The following is an 18537-nucleotide window of genomic DNA, read 5'->3' on the forward strand; positions in this document are numbered from 1 at the left end:
TATATATCTTAAGGAAGTAATTTAATATAGACAATCCTAGGTGAGTGTATAAAATTTATACACTCACCTAGGATTGTCTAATAAATTTTATAAAAAAGTATTATTTTTGCTCATATTTTTTTAGAGCTTTTTCAATGTCACCTTCAATTAATGTATTTAATTTTTCAATAATAATTTCAGGAGATTCCTTCATTCCATTTTTCATCCACATTATAAGCAAGTTTACAAAAGCATAGGTATAAAAATTTGCAATAAATTTTTTATCTTCATTTAAAACATCCATACCTTCTGAAACTTCATTGATTACTTCCATAAGCAAATCAAAGGTGAATTTGTACAGAAAATTGTCTAGATGATCTCTACCAAGAGAATGAAGACTATTTATACAAAATTCTTTATTATGGATTATATACTGAAATATCATTAAAAATCCCTTTTGCCAGGTTTTATATGTTTTATATTCAGAAATACCATCTATTGCTTCAGTTTTATAAATCCAATCTAATAAATCATATATATCCTGAAAATGATAGTAAAAGGTTTGTCTGTTAACATTGCAATCAGCTGTAATATCTTTAATTGTTATTTTATCTAAGGGTTTTATACTCATTAATTTCTTTAAAGAATTGGCAAGTTCTTTCTTAGTCATTAATGACATTTATGATACCACCTTTCTAAAATATTTTTGATTCAAAAGCAAATTATAGTTATATTTAATATTATAACGATATTTCTTTACACATATATTAAGTAAATGTAAAATTAAATGAAGATAAAATTAATTTACAAAGGATGTGCAATATGGACAAAAACATGGAGATGATGAAAAAACTTATTGAACAAAAAAAGAAAAAGGGAGATAATTTTAAAAATAATAAAAGAGCTGAAAAGAGTATTGGAAAAATCTCAAAGGGAGGTAGAAGAAGTAATGGCGGGGGATTGTTTGATAAATAGTTATTTAAGTATGTAAATAGAAAAAATAGCTGCTGTAAAATTGTACAGTAGCTATTTTAACATTAACATAGAAGTAAGTGTAAAAAATTATATAGAAAATGTGAATCCATATTTAGAGCATATTTTCTTATATTCGCTAAATATGGCTTAAAATCGCCTTTATTTTAGTTGGGTAGAATGGTAGAATTATATAACGACAATTATAGTTTAGTATGGAATAGGGGGAATAATATGGACATTATATTTATTTCAGGAATAATCTTACTTATATGTGCAGTTTCCAGTAAAGTTCTATATAAATATGGTATACCTACGCTTATTATGTTTCTTGCAATAGGTATGATAATGGGATCTGAAGGACTAGGTGGCATTTACTTTGATAATTCGGAATTAGCCAATAAATTGTGCAATTTTGGTCTTTTATTCATTATGTTTTCTGGTGGATTCGAAACAAATTGGAAAACTGCAAAGCCTGTTGCCTTTGCTTCAGGAGTTCTTGCCACAGGGGGAGTTGTTTTGACAGCTTTTCTTATTGGGATTTTTGCCCATTTCATTCTTGGATTAACTTTTCTCGAAGGAATGTTGCTTGGATCAATTATTTCTTCTACAGATGCAGCTTCGGTATTTTCTATTTTGCGGTCAAAAAAACTAAACCTTAAGAATAATTTAGCACCTATGCTTGAAATGGAAAGTGGTTCTAATGACCCAGTAGCATATATGCTAACTACTATAGTTATTGGACTTATAACAGGCGGTAAGCATAATATAGTGACGCTTCTTATGACACAAATTTTAATTGGTGCATTGGTGGGGATTTTAGTAGGAAAAATTTCAGTATGGTTAATAAATAATATAAATCTTGATATTGAAGGATTGTATTCTATTCTTGCTATTAGTACTGCATTGTTATCTTATTCTGGAGCTAATCAACTTATGGGAAATGGTTTTTTAGCAGTTTATATTACTGGATTAATTATGGGAAACAGCAGGCTTGTTCATAAGATAAGTTTAGTTCGTTATTTTGATGGTTTGTCTTGGCTTATGCAAATTTTACTGTTTTTCACTTTAGGGTTATTAGTATTTCCTTCACGTTTATTTCAAGTTGCATTAAAAGGAATTGGTACGGCAGCTTTTATTATATTTATAGCACGGCCAATTGCGGTATTTTGTGTACTAACATTATTTAAACGACCTATAAAAGATCAGTTACTTGTATCATGGGTTGGATTTCGTGGTGCTGCATCTATAGTTTTTGCAACGTACCCTTTAACAGCTGGACTTACAGTTGCAGATGAGATATTCAACATAGTATTTTTTGTGGCTTTAGTCTCCGTTCTAGTTCAGGGAACTTTTTTTATTCCCATAGCTAAGAAGCTTAATTTGATAGGTGAAGAAGAAACAGTACTCAAAACTTTTACTGATTATTCGGGAGAAATTCATGCTGAATTACTAGAACTTAACATTACTGAAAATAGTGAAATGGTAGGGAAAGCTATAAAAGATATTGACATTCCAATGGGTATATTGATTGTTATGATTAAACGTAAAGACAAACTAATAACTCCTAATGGAGGAACTGTAATAAAAGCCTATGATACTATTATGCTGTCAGCAGAAGATAGAACACAGTTAATAGAAATGGATGAAAAGACAAAAATTGCATTTGAATAGAAATTGTAATATATAATAAATAAATATGATATAATAAAATTATTGTCATTAAATAATGACTAAATAAAAAGCAAAGTGAGAGTATTAAAATGAGAAATGAAAAATTAGAAAAATCAATAAAGAAAATGGATAGAGATATTGCAGCTATGAACATTGCAAAAAAATATTTATCCAATGTAGAAGAAATTAATGCCATAAGAGATGATTTAAATAATAAAAGACAATTATTAGCTGATGAATTGTACTCAGAGGATCATTTTTCTTATAGAGAGTGTTGTGAAATTATAGAAGAAATGGTAGATGAGAAATTAGAAAAGGAAGAACAAATAAAGTTACTTGAAATTATAAAAGATAAATTTGGAAGACAATCTCCAAACCCAAGTAAGAATAGCAGTGGTCTTAATGCTTGGTTAAAAGAGCTTAAGATTGAATATAATTGGATTAACAATGAAGAAAGTGACTGGGATACATTAGTTATAACTGGTTTTGGACTATATGAATAAATAGAATATTTTTGGATTAATAAAATAAACTGTAAACAAAACAAAGGTGTTTACAGTTTATTTTTACTATTAATATTGAATATCCTTTAAGCATAATCCCTTTGCAGGAAGGATTAGACTAGCATCTGCTCTTTTCTTCTCATTTAACATTTTTTCAATATCTATGGGTTTAATATTTTCCTTACCCACCTCTAAAAGAGCCCCTGCAACGATTCTTACCATATTTAACAAGAAGCCATTTCCATTAACTTCTATACTTATTATACCTTGATTTTCTGTTATGTTTATGTATTTAATAGCTCTAATAGTTGATTTAGAATTAGATTTTAATCGAGTAAAGCTTTTAAAGTCATGAGTTCCAATTAAAAATTCTGCAGCATCTTTCATTGCACTTATATTAAGTTTCTCATTGTCATGATAAGCATACTTTTTATTAAATACACTTCTAAATTTATTATTATTTATTCTATAAACATAAGTTTTTGACTTTACATTATATCTTGCATGGAATCTTTCACTGGTATCCTTCATAGTTTTTACCACTATATCTTCAGGTAAAAATTCATATAGATAATCTAACATATAATCCACAGTAAAATCACAATTAGTATGAAAGTTTGCTACATAATTTTCGGCGTGAACGCCTGCGTCGGTTCTTCCACAACCTATTACTTGAATATCTTCTCCAGTCATTTTAGATAATACAGTTTCTATTTTATCTTGTATAGTTAAAACATCTTTCTTTTGTTTTTGCCATCCTTTATATCTAGTTCCGTCGTATTCTAATATCATCTTTAAATTTCTCATTTAGACCCACCTTTAATGTTTTTAATGATTCTTTAATTATATACTATAAAGTCTATTATTTATAGATATTTTATTTATGATATAATTAAAGAATTGAAAAAAATAAATAAGCAAGGTGAAAACATCATGGATGAAAATAGATTATTACAAATATTTAACAAAGAAACTAGTGGCAATAACCATTTAAAAGGACAAAGAATTATTAACAATGATTTAGTATCTTTTTTAGATATTACTAGCGAAGATAATTTAATTTATATAAACTCTAATGTAATCTCAGAAAATCTTTTTAATGAGTACAATACAAAAATTGAGATAGATGTAAGAAATAAAAGTATTTTTTCTACCTTTTGTAGTTGCAAAGATTATGAAAAAAATGAGTTTAGAAAAAGAAATTATTGTTGTAAGCATCTAGTAGCAACTTTTTATAAGGCTCTAAGGGATTTAATAAATCATCCTCTTTTAAATGAAGAGAAGTTAAATGGGAAAAATATATTTAAAAGAAACAATAAGAATAATACTTTATCTATACTTTTAGGAGATGGAAAATATAAGAATGAAATAAAAATAGAAGTGTATATAAATAAAAATGAATGGAAACAAAATATTATAGCTGAATTTAGAATAGGATTTAAAGAAAAAGGAGTTAGCAAACTTTATATTTTAAAAGATATTAATGAATTCTTATCAGCCTATCATAATAACTTTCCTATAAAATACAGTAAGAATTTTACTTTTGATATAGGAAGCCAAAGATTAAGTACAAAGGATAAAAGACTTATTGATTTTATTGAGATGCTAAAAAATATAGAAGGAAAATATAAATATATTAGTAAAAATACAGAGAAAAATATAGAAGGAAAATATTTAAAGGTTCCTCAATATTTAGTAAGAGAATTTTTTGAAGTTATAAAAAATCATAAAGTATATTTAAATGAAGGATTTTTTTATAGGGCTGTAGAAACAGAGATTTTAGATAAAGCTCCAGATATAGATTTTGATTTAAAAAAAGTAAAGGAAAACTATATTCTTAAGGTGCGAGATGGAATGCCAATAACTTTAGATTCTAATAATAGCGTTTTTTTATATGGTACAACTATATATATTCCAAATTATGAGTTTTGTTATAAAATTAATCCTTATCTTAAGGTATTTAATGAAATGAGAATTGTTACTATGGGACAAGAAGATGAAGAAACTATATTAAGAAGACTTGTTCCAGATCTTAACTTTTTATCTAATAATGTTAGTTTATCTAGAAATATAAAGAATAAAATAGTAATGGAGAAGTGCAAATTTAATTTTTATTTTGACCAGGAAGGTAAAGAAATTGTACTTATAGTAAAAGTTAAATATGGAAACTTTGAATTTAATATATTTGAGGATTGCAAAGAAAAGATCGTATATAGAGAGTCTAAAAAGGAACAACAGGTTATACTACAATTAAAGGCATTAGATTTTGAAGAAATAAAAGAAAAATTTTATCTTAGATGTGAAGAAGAATATAAATTTAGATTTTTTAAAAGTGAAATAAGTAAGCTTCAAGAAATAGGAGAGGTATATTATTCTGAAAATTTTAAAGGGTTAAAATCTATTGGAAGCAATGGGATTTTTGGAAGTATAAAAGCGGGAAAACATGATTATTTTGAAATGGATTTTAAAATAGGAGATATATCACCACAGGAAACTTATAATATATTAAGAGCATTTAGAGACAATCTCAAGTATTATAAATTGGAGAATGGGGAGTACATTGATTTACAGGAACTAGAACTTAATAAATTTCTAAAGCTTTTAGATGTTATATCTCCTGAGGAAATATATGGAAATCATATTGAAATAGCTAAAAATAAAGGTGTTTATCTTGATAGCTATTTAGAGGGAAACAAGATTAAATACATAAAAGGGAAAAAAGAGTTAAAGGAAATAAGGGATAAGTTTAAAAATATAGAAAAGTTAAAATTTGAAGAACCAACTAATTTGAATGGTAATTTAAGAGATTATCAAAGGATAGGATATAATTGGTTTAAGACCTTAGATTACTTAGGTTTTGGTGGAATTTTAGGAGATGAAATGGGACTTGGTAAAACTATTCAAGCAATTTCCTTTATATTATCTAATAAGAACAGTAAATCCTTAATTGTAGCGCCCACGTCTTTAATATATAACTGGATAGATGAATTTGAAAAATTTGCTCCAAGTTTAAAGGTAGTGGCAATTAATGGGACGAAAGAAGATAGAGAAGATATAATTAAAAATATAGGAAATTACGATGTAGCTATAACAACCTATAATTTATTAAAAAGAGATTTAGAAAGTTATAACATCATAGAGTTTGATCATTGCATATTAGATGAAGCTCAATATATAAAGAATTTAAATTCTCAAAATGCATTGGCTGTAAAAAAAATAAAAGCAAAGACAAGGTTTGCTCTAACAGGAACACCAATAGAAAATTCCATTATGGAGTTATGGTCTATTTTTGATTTTATAATGCCAGGATACCTATATGATGAAAAAAGATTTAGCGTAAGATATAATAAAAGGCTTAAAGAAAGTCCTGAGGTTTTAGAAGAATTAAATAAACTTATAAAACCATTTATCCTTAGAAGAAGAAAAAATCAGGTTTTAGGTGAGTTGCCAAATAAGATAGAAAAAACATTAATGGTAACATTAGACAACGAGCAAAAGAAGGTTTATAAAGCCTATGCAAATTACGCAATGGAACTTATTGAAAAAAAGGTAAAGGATGATGAATTTAAAAAAAGTAAAATAGCCATACTTTCTTATATAACAAAACTAAGACAGTTGTGTTTAGATCCAACTGTAACAATGAAAGATTATAATGGTGGTAATGGTAAGATGGAAGCTTTAGTGGACCTTCTTCTTCAAAGTATAGGAGAAGGTCATAGAATACTTATTTTTTCTCAATTCACATCTGTACTTAAGAATATTGGTAAAAGAATTATTAAAGAAGGGATAGATTTTAGCTATTTAGATGGTTCCATACCTTCAGAAAAAAGAATGAATATGGTAAGAGATTTTAATGATGGAAAAAACTCAGTATTTTTAATAAGCTTAAAAGCTGGAGGTACAGGATTAAATTTAACTTCAGCTGATGTGGTAATTCACTTTGATCCTTGGTGGAATCCAGCGGTAGAAGACCAGGCTACAGATAGGGCTCATAGAATAGGTCAACAAAATGTAGTAGAAGTTATAAAAATTATTGCTAAGGGAACTATTGAAGAAAAAATTATTTTACTTCAAGAAGAAAAAAAGAAGCTTATATCAGAATTAATGGGAGATGAATTATCCAGCGGTGAAAATTTTGCATCTTTAACAGAGGAAGAGATACTTAAACTATTTGAAGTGTAATAAAAAACACCATTAAGTTATTACTTAGTGGTGTTTTTTATTAATGATTTTACTTTATTACGATAATTTTTGGGTGAAATCTCCATATAATTTTTAAAGGCTCTGCTAAAATAATGTTGGCTACTATATCCCACCATATTGGAAATATCATTGATAGTATAGTCATTATTATTGTCAGTAAGAAGTTTTTTTGCCATGTTTATTCTTAATTTATTAAGGTAATCTGTAAAGCTAACTCCTGTTTTTTGTTTAATAACTCTAGTAAGATAAGATTGACTTATATAAAATTGTTGAGCTACTAAGTTAAGAGAAATTTCGTTATTTGAAAAATTTTTTTTAATATAGGAAATTGCAAGATTACCTACATCCTTACAGCTTTCTATTTTTTCTTTTCCTTCTTTTATTTTAGAAATTTCCCACATTCTTTTTGAATAAGAATCCATTGCTTTAATAAGTATGTCTTTAAAATCACGGTAGTTAATGGGTTTTAGTAGATAGTTAAAAACCCCTAACTCCAAAGCTTTTTGAGCATACTCAAACTGACTATAGCCAGAAATTATAATAATTTTAGCATCTTTGTTTCTTTCATGAATACCTTTAATGACGTCTAATCCATTCATAAAAGGCATATTTATATCCATTAAAATAATTTCAGGATGGTATTTTTCAATAACTTTCATTGCTTCTTCACCATCTTTAGCTGTGGCAATTACTGATAAATTTAGTTCGTAGGATTCTATTAAGTTTTTTAAACCATTGCGAATGGTATCTTCATCGTCGGCAATTACTATTCTAAACATTCAAATCCCTCACTTATTAAAGGTATTCTTAACAATACCTGAGTTCCTATTTTTAATTCACTTTTTATTTCAATACTATATTTTTTTCCAAAGGCAAGTTTTAGACGTTCATTAATGTTATATAGTCCATAATGATTTGTTTCAATGGATTCCCAAAGATTTTTACGAAGAGTTCTAAGCTGTTCTACATCCATACCTAAACCATTATCTATCACTTTAATAAAAAGAAATCCGTCTTTTGAAGAAATAGATACATTAATTATACCTTTGTGTTTTTGAAGCTTAAGTCCATGATATATAGAGTTTTCTACTAAAGGTTGTACAATAAGTTTTGGAATAAGGTATTGATCAAGTGAACTATCTACATCCATAGAATAACTAATTTTATCTTTATAACGGATCTTTTGAATTTCTAAGTAATTACTAACATGTGCTACTTCATCGGAAATTGTAATAAATTCTTTTCCATCACTTAAAGAAATTCTAAAAAAATTTGATAAGTAATTAATCATATCTACAACCTCAAATGCATTGTATTCTAAAGCTTTCCACTGTATTGTATCCAATGTGTTGTATAGAAAATGAGGATTTATTTGAGATTGAAGTACCCTTAACTCTGCACTTCGTTTCTGTTTTTCAACTTGATAAACTTTATTTATAAGCCTTTTAATATCAGTGAGCATCTGATTAAAAACTTGTCCTAATATAGAAATTTCATCATTGTTTTTTATCTCATAATAGGAATCAAAGTTACCCTTGGATATTTCCAACATATTGCTTTTTAATCTATGTATAGGTTTTACAATAGAACCTGAAATAACAATAGATAATAATATAGCGGCTAGTAGTAGAATCAACCCTACAAAAAGAATTAGGTTTATTATTTGGTTGATTTGTGTATGAATTTTCTTATTTTCAACTATGATACATAAAATCCAATTTTCTGTATAGGGTACGGAAGAAAAAAATACTGTAGAATCCTTATTATGTACATTTTTTAATGCAACTGTACCTGAACTCTTATTTTTTGATTGGTTAGCAATACAAGATAATTCCTCTAAAGAAATATAGTTACTATTTAAATTTTCTTTAGTAGTAGAATAAATATCAGTATTTTTGTTCATAATCCATGCAAAGCCATTATGTATATCAATGTCATGGATAATATTAGATATCTTATCTAAATTTACAGAGCCATTAATAAAGCCTATTTTATCCTTATTATCATTTAAAATTGGATAACAGATAAGAAATATAGGTTTATTATCAGATCTTGAGACAAGGGGTTTACTTATAACATATTCAACATTCGTTGACATTGCTTTCTTAAAATATTCACGTTGAGACACATCAATTACCAAAGTATCATCTATCCATCCTTTTCCATCCAACCCTCCAAGAGCAAAGGTACCATATTGATTTCCAAATACATGATTTAATTGTGTTAAATAGGGTTTTAATTGAGAAAAGTTCATCTCTTTACAGGCAGGATACTCATGAATAATTTTAATTTCTCCAATACGATGATTGAGCCAAGCACCGATTTCATTGCTTTTAGAATCAATTAATTGTATTGTCTCATGTTCCAATTGTTTCATGTTAAAATCCTTTACCTTAGTTTGCATTATATATAATAGAGGAGAAAAAGTTAGTACAATGCATAACATAAAAGTTATGATAATTTTAAAACGTAAAGACATAGTTTTACACCTCATTGTCAAAGAAAATGGTTGATTTTAATATAATATTCATATTTACTATTACATTAATAATTATATACAATACTTATATTTTATCAAATATTGTAGTTAAAAGTACAAAAATATGCAAATAAATATAAATACTTTGTTAACATGACATGTTATATTATTGTTAATGTAGTTAATATTTTAACAATTATAATTAGGAGGTAAGAATTTTGAAAAAGTTTATAACAATTTTATTAGCAATATTTATGACCATGAGCCTTGTTGCCTGTGGTAATTCTAAGACAGCAATTCCTAATGGCAAATATAAAGGAGAGGGAAACGGAAAAGGCGGAAAAATATCTCTTGAAATAGCAATTAAAGATGATGCAATTATTGATATTAAGGTTTTAGAACAAAAGGAAACCCCAGGATATGATAGTGCTATGAAAACACTTACAAAAAATATTATTTCAACTAATAGTCTTGATATTGATGGGATTTCAGGTTGCACACTTACATCTAATGGTTTTTTAGAAGCAGTTAAAGCTGCATTAAAATCAGCAGGTGCAACTCCAGATATGTTAAAGAAACTCGAAGAAAAAGGTAAAGATAAAAGTGAAAATAAAAAAGAAGTTAGTAAAACTCATGATATAGTTGTTGTTGGAGCAGGCGGAGCAGGTCTTTGTGCTGCTATAGAAGCAAAACAAGCGGGTAGGGATGTAATTGTACTAGAAAAAATGCCTATGGCTGGTGGTAATACACTAATATCTGGTGCTGAATATGCTGCTCCAAATAACTGGATACAACAAAAAGAGGGGATTAAGGATAGTGTAGAGCAATTTACACAGGATATTATAAAAGGTGGAGATTCTAAAAATAACCCTGAACTAGTAAAGGTTGTTGCAGAAAATGCCCTTGAAGGTGCTAAATGGCTTAAAGATGAAATAGGTGTTAAATGGCAAGATGAACTTATGTTTTTTGGTGGACATTCTGTTAAAAGAAGTTTAATTCCGGCGGGAGCAAATGGTAAAGAAATTATTAATAAACAAGTGGCAAAGGCTAAAAGTTTAAATATACCTATATTATATGAAACTCCTGCAACTTCATTAATTACTGATAAAAATGGAAAAGTTACTGGTATACAAGCAGAAAGTAAAGATACAAAATATACTTTTAACACAAATAAAGCAGTTATTATAGCATCAGGTGGATTTGGATCAAATCTTGAAATGAGAGTTAAATATAATCCTGAGATAGATGAAAAGGTTCTTTCTACAAATACGGTGGGAAGTACAGGCGATGGTATTGTTATGGCTGAAAAGGTTGGTGCAGCTTTAGATGGTATGAAATATATTCAAACATATCCTATATGCGATCCATTAACAGGTACATTACTTTATTTTGGAGATGCAAGACTTTATGGACATACTATTATGGTAAACAAAGAAGGTAAACGTTTTGTAGAAGAACTTGAAAGACGTGACGTAATATCTATGGCTATTAAAAAGCAAACAGGAAGTGTATGTTATCAAATATTAGACCAAAAGGGGTTAGAAGCAAGTAAATTAGAAGAACATCATGCAGCAGAAATCGACTATTTATATAAAAATAAATTACTTGTGAAAGCGGATACATTAGAAGAAGCAGCGAAATTCTTTGATATTAACGTAAAAGAATTAAAAGCAAGTGTGGATAGATACAATGGTTATGTTAAAGCTGGTAGGGATGAAGAATTTAATAAACGTAGTATGCCATCTACTATAGAAAAAGGACCTTACTATATATTAAAAGCAGCTCCTGCTGTTCATCATACAATGGGTGGAATTAAGATTAATACTAAGGCTCAAGTAATTAATAAAGATGGTAAAGTAATAGAAGGATTATTTGGAGCAGGTGAAGTTACTGGAGGTATCCATGGTACAAATAGATTAGGAAGTAATGCACTTGCTGATATTACAGTGTTTGGTAGAATTGCTGGTCAAAATGCAGCAAAATAAGTTTGAAAAAGGAACTCTTTTAAGGGTTCCTTTTTATTAGCTTAAAGTTTCTCAATTCTAAACACATTTATAACCTCTGGATCAGGACAACAAAATGTACATTCGTTTTCATTTTTTCCTCCAGGTATACTTCCGCCATATCTTAAAATATCAATGTATGGAAAGGCTACGTGGAGAGCCATAGGGCATAATTCTCCTCTTTCTGTATCAAAATCAAAAGAGTCCCCTATCTTATGAGCATAATGACAGCCACCCTTTTCTTTCTTGCCAATTACTGTTATTTTAATTTTAGGTCTTCTTGACATAAATATATCTCCTTTAAATTAAATTATTTATTTTAAATATAACATTAAATAATAATTAGAGAAAGTGTATGGATACAAAGTAATAAATATTGTATTTGTTACCAAAATGTAACTCTATCTTATATATTTCGTAACTTCTAAAAATAGTATAAGAAGTATATTATAATTAAGAATAAAAAATATTGGAGGTAATATTTATGGGAAAATTATTATGTATGGCATTAACAGCTTCGTTAGTTGGGAATACAAGTCCTGCTTTTGCAATTAATTCAAGTAATGCTGTAAATGTTCATCCTACAACTATTTACTCTTCACAAAATTTAAATAAAGAAAGTTATAATATAAGTAGTAAAAAAATTGAATTTAAAAATGATATAATAGATGTAGATATGACTATCCCTTTAATAAATGGATTAAAGGATAAAGAAATAGAAACTAAGATAAATAAAATAATAGAAAATAGGGCCATGGATTTTAAAAAAGATATTGAAAATATGGCTAAAGAAGCTAAAAAAGAAAATGCTCTTACTAATAGTTATCAGGCTATTTTAAAATTTAAAACATCATTTAATAAAAATAATATATTAAGTTTAACTATGTGTTTTTATGAGTACACTGGTGGTGCTCATGGCTTAGGCTACAATGAGAGCTTGAATGTTGATTTAAATACAGGAGAAGAAATTTATTTAAAGGATTTATTTCATAATAAGAAAGATTATAAAAATATAATCAATGATTTTATAAGAAATGATATGACTAAAAATCCAAATAAATATTATGAAAATGCATCTTCAGATTTTTATGGTATAATTCAAGATCAGCCTTATTATATAGAAGATAGTAATTTAGTTGTTTATTTTAATCCATACGAAATTGCACCGTATAGTGAGGGGATAAAAGAATTTAAAATACCATTAAAAAGTTTTAAATAAATATAAAAATAAACTGTAAACCTATTTTCTGGTTACAGTTTATTTTTTATATTTATACTTGTCCCAAAGTCATTTGCACTAAAAAAGAAACTACAACAACCAATAAAGAAATAATAAATCCATGTACCGCTGGAGCAAAACCTGATTTTGCAAGGCTTTTAAAATTAGTTTTAAGACCTATTGCTCCCAGTGACATTACCATTAAAAATTTACTTAATTTAGAAATAAAATGGCTTATTGTGTTAGGAATTATTCCAGTGCTTTTAATGGCAACCATAACAAGAAATAATAATATAAACCAGGGAAAAATTTTTGATATATTAATTTTATCTTTATGATAAGTAGATTCATTTCCTTTAAAATTTTCATTTTTAGTTTTTCTTATAAGTCGTTCATTTATATATGAGAATATAAGCACAACAGGAACAATAGATAAGGTTCGTGTAAGCTTAACTATTACGGAGAAATTACCAGCAACATCAGAAAAGGCATAACCTGCGGCAACTACTGATGATGTATCATTTACTGCGGTTCCAGCCCAAAGTCCATAACCTAAATCAGTCATATTAAAATATTTACCTGCTATTGGAAAAAGAATTACCATAATTACATCAAATATAAACGTTGCAGATATAGCATAGGCAATATCACTATCCTCTGCATCAATAACTGGTGAAATAGCAGCTATGGCAGAACCACCACATATACCAGTTCCAGCAGATATAAGACCTGATAGTTTCCAATCCATTTTAAAGAGCTTACCAAGTAAGTATCCCCCACCAAAAGCTGTTATAAGAGTAAATACCATAACTATCAAGGAATATTTACCTACTTCTAAAACTTGAGAAAAACTCAAAGTAATTCCCATAAGTATAATGGCAAGACGTAATATCTTTTTTGATGTAAAGTTAAGACCTTTATTTAGTACTGTATATTTTGATACTATAGGATTTAAAAACATACCAATGAGTAGTGCAAAAACTCCTGCACCTATAAGTCTATAGGGAATTAGGTTACTAATGAAACCTGATATAACTGCAAGTACTGCTGTAAATAGTATTCCAACTGAATATTTTTTAATAAATAACATAAATTATTCCTCCTTAATTAACCTTCATTTTGATTTTATCACCATAAAATTATAAAATCCAATTGCAAATCATTATGTAATTATAAGAAAAAATTATATTATAATAATTTTGATTAAATATATTTAATATGAGCATATTAAATATATAGATATAAAAAGGAGGGTTTACAATGAGCTTTAAAGTAACAAATAAAGTTACTTGGGTTGGTAAAATTGATTGGGAATTAAGAAGATTTCATGGAGATGAATATTCAACTCATAGGGGGACATCCTACAATTCCTATCTAATAAAAGATAAAAAAATAGTTTTAATTGATACAGTATGGGAACCCTTTTCTAAGGAGTTTGTGGAGAACTTAAAAAAAGAAGTAGATTTAAATAAAATTGACTATATAATAATGAATCATAATGAAATAGATCATAGTGGAGCTTTGCCACTACTAATGAAGGAGATTCCTAATACACCTATTTATTGTACTGCTGATGGAGCTAAAATTTTAAAGGCACATTATCATAAGGATTGGAACTTTGTTGAGGTAAAAACAGGAGATACTTTGGATATAGGTGAAAGTAAACTAACCTTTGTAGAGGCTAAAATGTTACACTGGCCAGATAGTATGTTTACCTATATGTCAGGAGAGAATATATTGTTTAGTAATGATGCTTTTGGTCAACATTATGCCTCAGATTTAATGTATAATGACTTAGTAGATCAGGCTGAATTATATCAAGAAAGTATGAAATACTATGCTAATATCTTAACACCTTTTAATAGCTTTGTAATTAAAAAGATAGAAGAAGTTTTAGCGCTTAATTTACCACTAAACATCATAGCCACAAGTCATGGAGTCATATGGAGAGATAATCCGGCTCAAATAATAGAGCAGTACATAAAATGGGCTAATGGCTATGAAGAAAATCAAATAACCGTTCTTTACGATACTATGTGGAATGGAACAAGAAGAATGGCAGAAGGTATAGCTGAGGGGATTAAATCTGTAAATAAAGATATTACAGTTAAACTTTTTAATGCGGCGCATTCAGATAAAAATGATGTTATAACAGAAATATTTAAATCAAAAGTGCTATTAGTAGGTTCTGCAACAGTAAATAAAAGTATTATGTCTGCTACAGCAGGAATACTTGATATGATAAGAGGATTAGGATTAAAGAATAAAAAAGCAGCGGCTTTTGGAGCTTATGGATGGAGTGGAGAGGCAGTGAAAATATTAGAGGAAAAATTAAAGAATGGAAAGTTTGAAATACTAGAATCAGGAATAAAAGAACTTTGGAATCCAGATAAAGATGCTATGAATAGATGTAGACAATTTGGCAAGAATATTGTAGAAAAATTATAGAATAGATATAACGTATAATTATGTTTTTATAAGAAAACACTTAAAAAGAATGAAGTAGGGGTATAGTTTGGAGGATGGGTTTTGAAACATAAAAAATATAAAATAAATGAAGTTGCAAAAATGCACAATATATCTAAAAAAACTTTAATATATTATGATAAAATTGGACTTTTCAAGCCACAATATGTAGATGAAGAAAATAATTATAGATATTATGAAATGAAAGAACTTCCAATACTTAAGCAGATTGTATATTTAAAAAAGATTGGTTTTTCTCTAAAGGAAATAAAAAATCTTTTGGATAATAGGGAACATGATTTAGTAATAGAAGCTTTAATATCTAGAGATAAAGAAATAATGAATGCAATGGAAGAACTTCAGGAAATGCATAATAGTATTGAACATTTATTAAATTTTTATAAAAAGACAAAATATATTGATAAAAAAGATTTATATAAACCATCAGTTAAGATATTCACAAAAAGAAAAGTTTTTTATTTAAAATGTGAAGAAGAAGTTAACGAAGATAATAAAGAAGAAATAATGCTAACCTATAGGAGAGCATTAAATTATCTTCAACAATTAAACTTATTTTCTCATCAAGAGTATGGCACAATATATTTAAAACAAGGTATAAAAGAAGGCTTTAGCAAAAATGTGGGATCTTTTATAAGTATTCCTGATAAATATGATATTAAAGAACAAACCATTCTTAAAGAGGGCAAATATATTTGTATGTATAAAAATGGTGGATACTACAATGAAGGAGCAGTTAAATATCTTTTAAATTGGATAAAAGAAAATGGATATGAAGCTATAAGTGATATATATGAATATTGTCTAATTGATTATACTTTTACAAAGTCAGTAGAAGATATGATATCAGAAATTCAAGTTAGGGTGAGATAATATCTCGCCCTTTTTATGTAAATAATATACTTGACAATGACCTTGGAGTACAGATTAAAGTAAACATTGTTAAAAAAATAATAATCAAGTTAGGAGTGGATTTATCAATGTCAGAAAACAAAATTAACTCTAAGGAGTTTGTTAGTAAGATACTTACAGGCATGAGTATTGGTATTGTAGTTGCACTAATACCTTCTGCTTTATTAGGAGAACTAGGTAAAGCTCTTAATATACAAGCAATAGTAGACATTACAAAAATGGCTAGTAATTTGTTAACTGTTGTAATGGGATTTTGTATAGCTATGCAATTTAAAATGTCTCCTATTCAATCAGGAACTTTAGCCATAACTACAATGATAGGTTCTGGAGCTTTAAAAGTAAGTGGCAAGGTATTACAATTTGCAGGTATGGGAGATGTAATAAATGCAGGAATAACAGCTGCTATAGCGGTATTATTAATATTGTATATAGGAGATAAACTAAAAGCATATACCATGCTTTGTGTGCCAACATTTGTAATAACCCTTGTAGGATTTATTGGACTTCAAATACTTCCATATGTATCTTCTATAACAAGATATTTAGGAAGTATGGTAGATATGTTTACAACCTTCCAACCAGTGTTAATGGGAATATTTATATCTGTTACTTTTGCTATATTAATAGTTTCACCAGTATCAACGGTTGGAGTTGCTATGGCAATTTCATTAAGTGGAATAGGTTCAGGAGCTGCAAACCTTGGAATATGTGCAGCAGGCTTTGGTTTAGCTGTAGCGGGATTTAAAGTGAATGGAACAGGAACTTCCCTAGCTCATGTACTGGGATCACCAAAGATGCAAATGGCAAACTTTGTAAAGAAACCAGTAATGATATTACCAATAATTGCAAATGCAGCAATAGTTGGAGCATTAGGTGGAATACAAAAGATACAAGGTACACCAATGAGTGCGGGATTTGGTATTAGTGGATTAATAGGACCTATAAATCATTTAAACATAGCTGGATATAGTATAGGAAATTTAATAGTCACAGTAATAGCATTTGTAGTAGTACCACTTGTATTAAGTTTTGTATTTAAGTATTTATTTGTAAATGTATTAAAAATTGTTAAAGATGAGGATTATTTAATAGAATTTAAATAATAGAGGAGGAATGTAAAAATGAAAATTATTGCATATGCATGTAGACCAGATGAAGCCTTAGCTTTTGAAAAATTTTCTAAAGAATTAAATTTAGATGTTACTTGTATAAAAGAGGGGTTATCACCCGAAAATGCACATTTAGCAGATGGAATAGAAGCTGTTTCTATACTTGGCAACTGTAATGCTAAAAGAGAAACCTTAGAGAAATTAAGTAAAGGTGGAACTAAATATTTAGCATCAAGAAGTACTGGTTATAACAATATAGATATGGAAGCAGCTAAGGAATTTAGAATAAAAGTAAGTAATGCAACTTACTCACCAAATTCAGTAGCGGATTTTGCAACGATGCTTGCATTAATGTTAAATCGTAGAGTTATAGAAACTTTAAAAAGAAGTGTAGGCAATGATTATTCATTAGCTGGATTAATGGGTAATGAACTACACAATCAAGTAGTAGGAGTTATCGGAACAGGACGTATAGGTCAATCAGTTGTAAAAAATTTCAGTGGTTTTGGTTGTAAAATAATTGCCTATGATTTATATCCAAATGAAGAAATGAAAAAATATGTAGAATATGTGGATTTAGGTACATTATTATCAAAGGCAGACATTATAACAATACATACACCATTATTTGAAAGCAATTATCATTTAATAAATAAAGAAACCATCTCAAAAATGAAAGATGGTGTAAAGATTATAAATACAGCTCGCGGAGAATTAATAAATACCTTTGATTTAATAGAAGGACTAAAGAGTGGAAAGATTGGAGGAGCGGCTCTTGATGTTATAGAAAATGAATTGGGGATACTTCACAATGACTGTCGTTTAAAAATCATAAATCATGATGAATTTGCAATACTTAGAAATTTACCTAATGTAATATTAACTCCTCATTTAGCATTCTATACAGATCAGGCAGTTAGTGATATGGTAGAATGTGCATTAAGAAGTTTACATTCATTTTTAACAAATGATAATAGTTCTTGGGAAATTATTTAATGAA

Annotated in this window: 16 protein-coding genes; 10 read left to right on the top strand and 6 right to left on the bottom strand. The window is 28.1% G+C overall.

Going from position 1 to position 18537, the window contains the following annotated elements:
• Positions 1-100: 100 nt before the first annotated feature.
• The gene (locus B5D21_RS00695) at positions 101-658 is read right to left on the bottom strand and encodes a TetR/AcrR family transcriptional regulator (RefSeq protein ID WP_011100032.1); all 558 of its coding nucleotides are present in this window, start codon (positions 656-658) and stop codon (positions 101-103) included.
• Positions 659-801: 143 nt separating this feature from the next.
• Between B5D21_RS00695 and B5D21_RS14125 the strand changes: the two genes are divergently transcribed.
• The 3 genes from B5D21_RS14125 to B5D21_RS00705 all read left to right on the top strand — a co-directional run bounded on the left by B5D21_RS14125 (position 802) and on the right by B5D21_RS00705 (position 3128).
• Positions 802-954, top strand: coding sequence for a hypothetical protein (locus B5D21_RS14125; RefSeq protein ID WP_023438777.1), 153 nt, complete (start codon positions 802-804; stop codon positions 952-954).
• Positions 955-1185: 231 nt separating this feature from the next.
• On the top strand, positions 1186-2625 hold the full coding sequence (locus B5D21_RS00700; RefSeq protein ID WP_035109323.1) for a potassium/proton antiporter: 1440 nt from the start codon (positions 1186-1188) through the stop codon (positions 2623-2625).
• A gap of 89 nt (positions 2626-2714) precedes the next feature.
• Positions 2715-3128, top strand: a complete 414-nt coding sequence (locus B5D21_RS00705; protein WP_011100030.1) for a hypothetical protein — start codon at positions 2715-2717, stop codon at positions 3126-3128.
• Positions 3129-3197: 69 nt separating this feature from the next.
• Here the strand turns inward: B5D21_RS00705 and truA are convergent, their stop codons facing one another.
• Positions 3198-3935, bottom strand: coding sequence for a tRNA pseudouridine(38-40) synthase TruA (truA, locus tag B5D21_RS00710; protein WP_011100029.1), 738 nt, complete (start codon positions 3933-3935; stop codon positions 3198-3200).
• A gap of 126 nt (positions 3936-4061) precedes the next feature.
• Between truA and B5D21_RS00715 the strand changes: the two genes are divergently transcribed.
• Positions 4062-7310, top strand: a complete 3249-nt coding sequence (locus B5D21_RS00715; RefSeq protein ID WP_035125037.1) for a DEAD/DEAH box helicase — start codon at positions 4062-4064, stop codon at positions 7308-7310.
• A 20-nt stretch (positions 7311-7330) separates the two neighbouring features.
• Here B5D21_RS00715 and B5D21_RS00720 read toward each other — a convergent pair whose 3' ends face one another.
• Complete coding sequence (locus B5D21_RS00720; RefSeq protein ID WP_011100027.1) at positions 7331-8110, bottom strand: response regulator transcription factor; 780 nt, start codon at positions 8108-8110, stop codon at positions 7331-7333.
• Positions 8098-9708 carry a sensor histidine kinase gene (locus tag B5D21_RS00725; protein ID WP_158001427.1) on the bottom strand — a complete coding sequence of 537 codons (1611 nt, stop codon included), beginning with the start codon at positions 9706-9708 and terminating at the stop codon, positions 8098-8100. Before B5D21_RS00725 ends, B5D21_RS00720 begins: the two co-directional genes overlap by 13 nt.
• Before the next feature lie 320 nt (positions 9709-10028).
• Here B5D21_RS00725 and B5D21_RS00730 point away from each other — a divergent pair, with 320 nt between their 5' ends.
• The gene (locus B5D21_RS00730; protein WP_011100025.1) at positions 10029-11795 is read left to right on the top strand and encodes a flavocytochrome c; all 1767 of its coding nucleotides are present in this window, start codon (positions 10029-10031) and stop codon (positions 11793-11795) included.
• Between the two features lie 41 nt (positions 11796-11836).
• On the opposite strand, the gene B5D21_RS00735 is transcribed toward B5D21_RS00730, so the two are convergent.
• A complete protein-coding gene (locus B5D21_RS00735; RefSeq protein WP_035109330.1) occupies positions 11837-12100 on the bottom strand; it encodes a TIGR04076 family protein in 264 nt (87 codons plus the stop codon).
• Positions 12101-12297: 197 nt separating this feature from the next.
• Here B5D21_RS00735 and B5D21_RS00740 point away from each other — a divergent pair, with 197 nt between their 5' ends.
• Complete coding sequence (locus B5D21_RS00740) at positions 12298-13032, top strand: DUF3298 and DUF4163 domain-containing protein (protein ID WP_035109332.1); 735 nt, start codon at positions 12298-12300, stop codon at positions 13030-13032.
• Positions 13033-13084: 52 nt separating this feature from the next.
• On the opposite strand, the gene B5D21_RS00745 is transcribed toward B5D21_RS00740, so the two are convergent.
• Entirely contained in the window at positions 13085-14122 is a 1038-nt protein-coding gene (locus B5D21_RS00745; protein WP_011100023.1) for a YeiH family protein, read from the bottom strand.
• A gap of 170 nt (positions 14123-14292) precedes the next feature.
• Here B5D21_RS00745 and B5D21_RS00750 point away from each other — a divergent pair, with 170 nt between their 5' ends.
• The 4 genes from B5D21_RS00750 (at position 14293) to B5D21_RS00765 (ending at position 18533) form a co-directional block, all read left to right on the top strand.
• Positions 14293-15480: an anaerobic nitric oxide reductase flavorubredoxin gene (locus B5D21_RS00750; protein ID WP_011100022.1), complete on the top strand. Its 1188-nt coding sequence runs from the start codon at positions 14293-14295 to the stop codon at positions 15478-15480.
• An 81-nt stretch (positions 15481-15561) separates the two neighbouring features.
• Positions 15562-16389: a MerR family transcriptional regulator gene (locus B5D21_RS00755; RefSeq protein ID WP_011100021.1), complete on the top strand. Its 828-nt coding sequence runs from the start codon at positions 15562-15564 to the stop codon at positions 16387-16389.
• A gap of 107 nt (positions 16390-16496) precedes the next feature.
• The gene (locus tag B5D21_RS00760; RefSeq protein ID WP_035109337.1) at positions 16497-17531 is read left to right on the top strand and encodes a PTS sugar transporter subunit IIC; all 1035 of its coding nucleotides are present in this window, start codon (positions 16497-16499) and stop codon (positions 17529-17531) included.
• Between the two features lie 18 nt (positions 17532-17549).
• A complete protein-coding gene (locus tag B5D21_RS00765) occupies positions 17550-18533 on the top strand; it encodes a D-isomer specific 2-hydroxyacid dehydrogenase family protein (RefSeq protein ID WP_011100019.1) in 984 nt (327 codons plus the stop codon).
• The last annotated feature ends 4 nt before the right edge of the window (positions 18534-18537 follow it).

This window comes from Clostridium tetani (assembly GCF_900167265.1).
Classification (GTDB): domain Bacteria; phylum Bacillota; class Clostridia; order Clostridiales; family Clostridiaceae; genus Clostridium_G; species Clostridium_G tetani.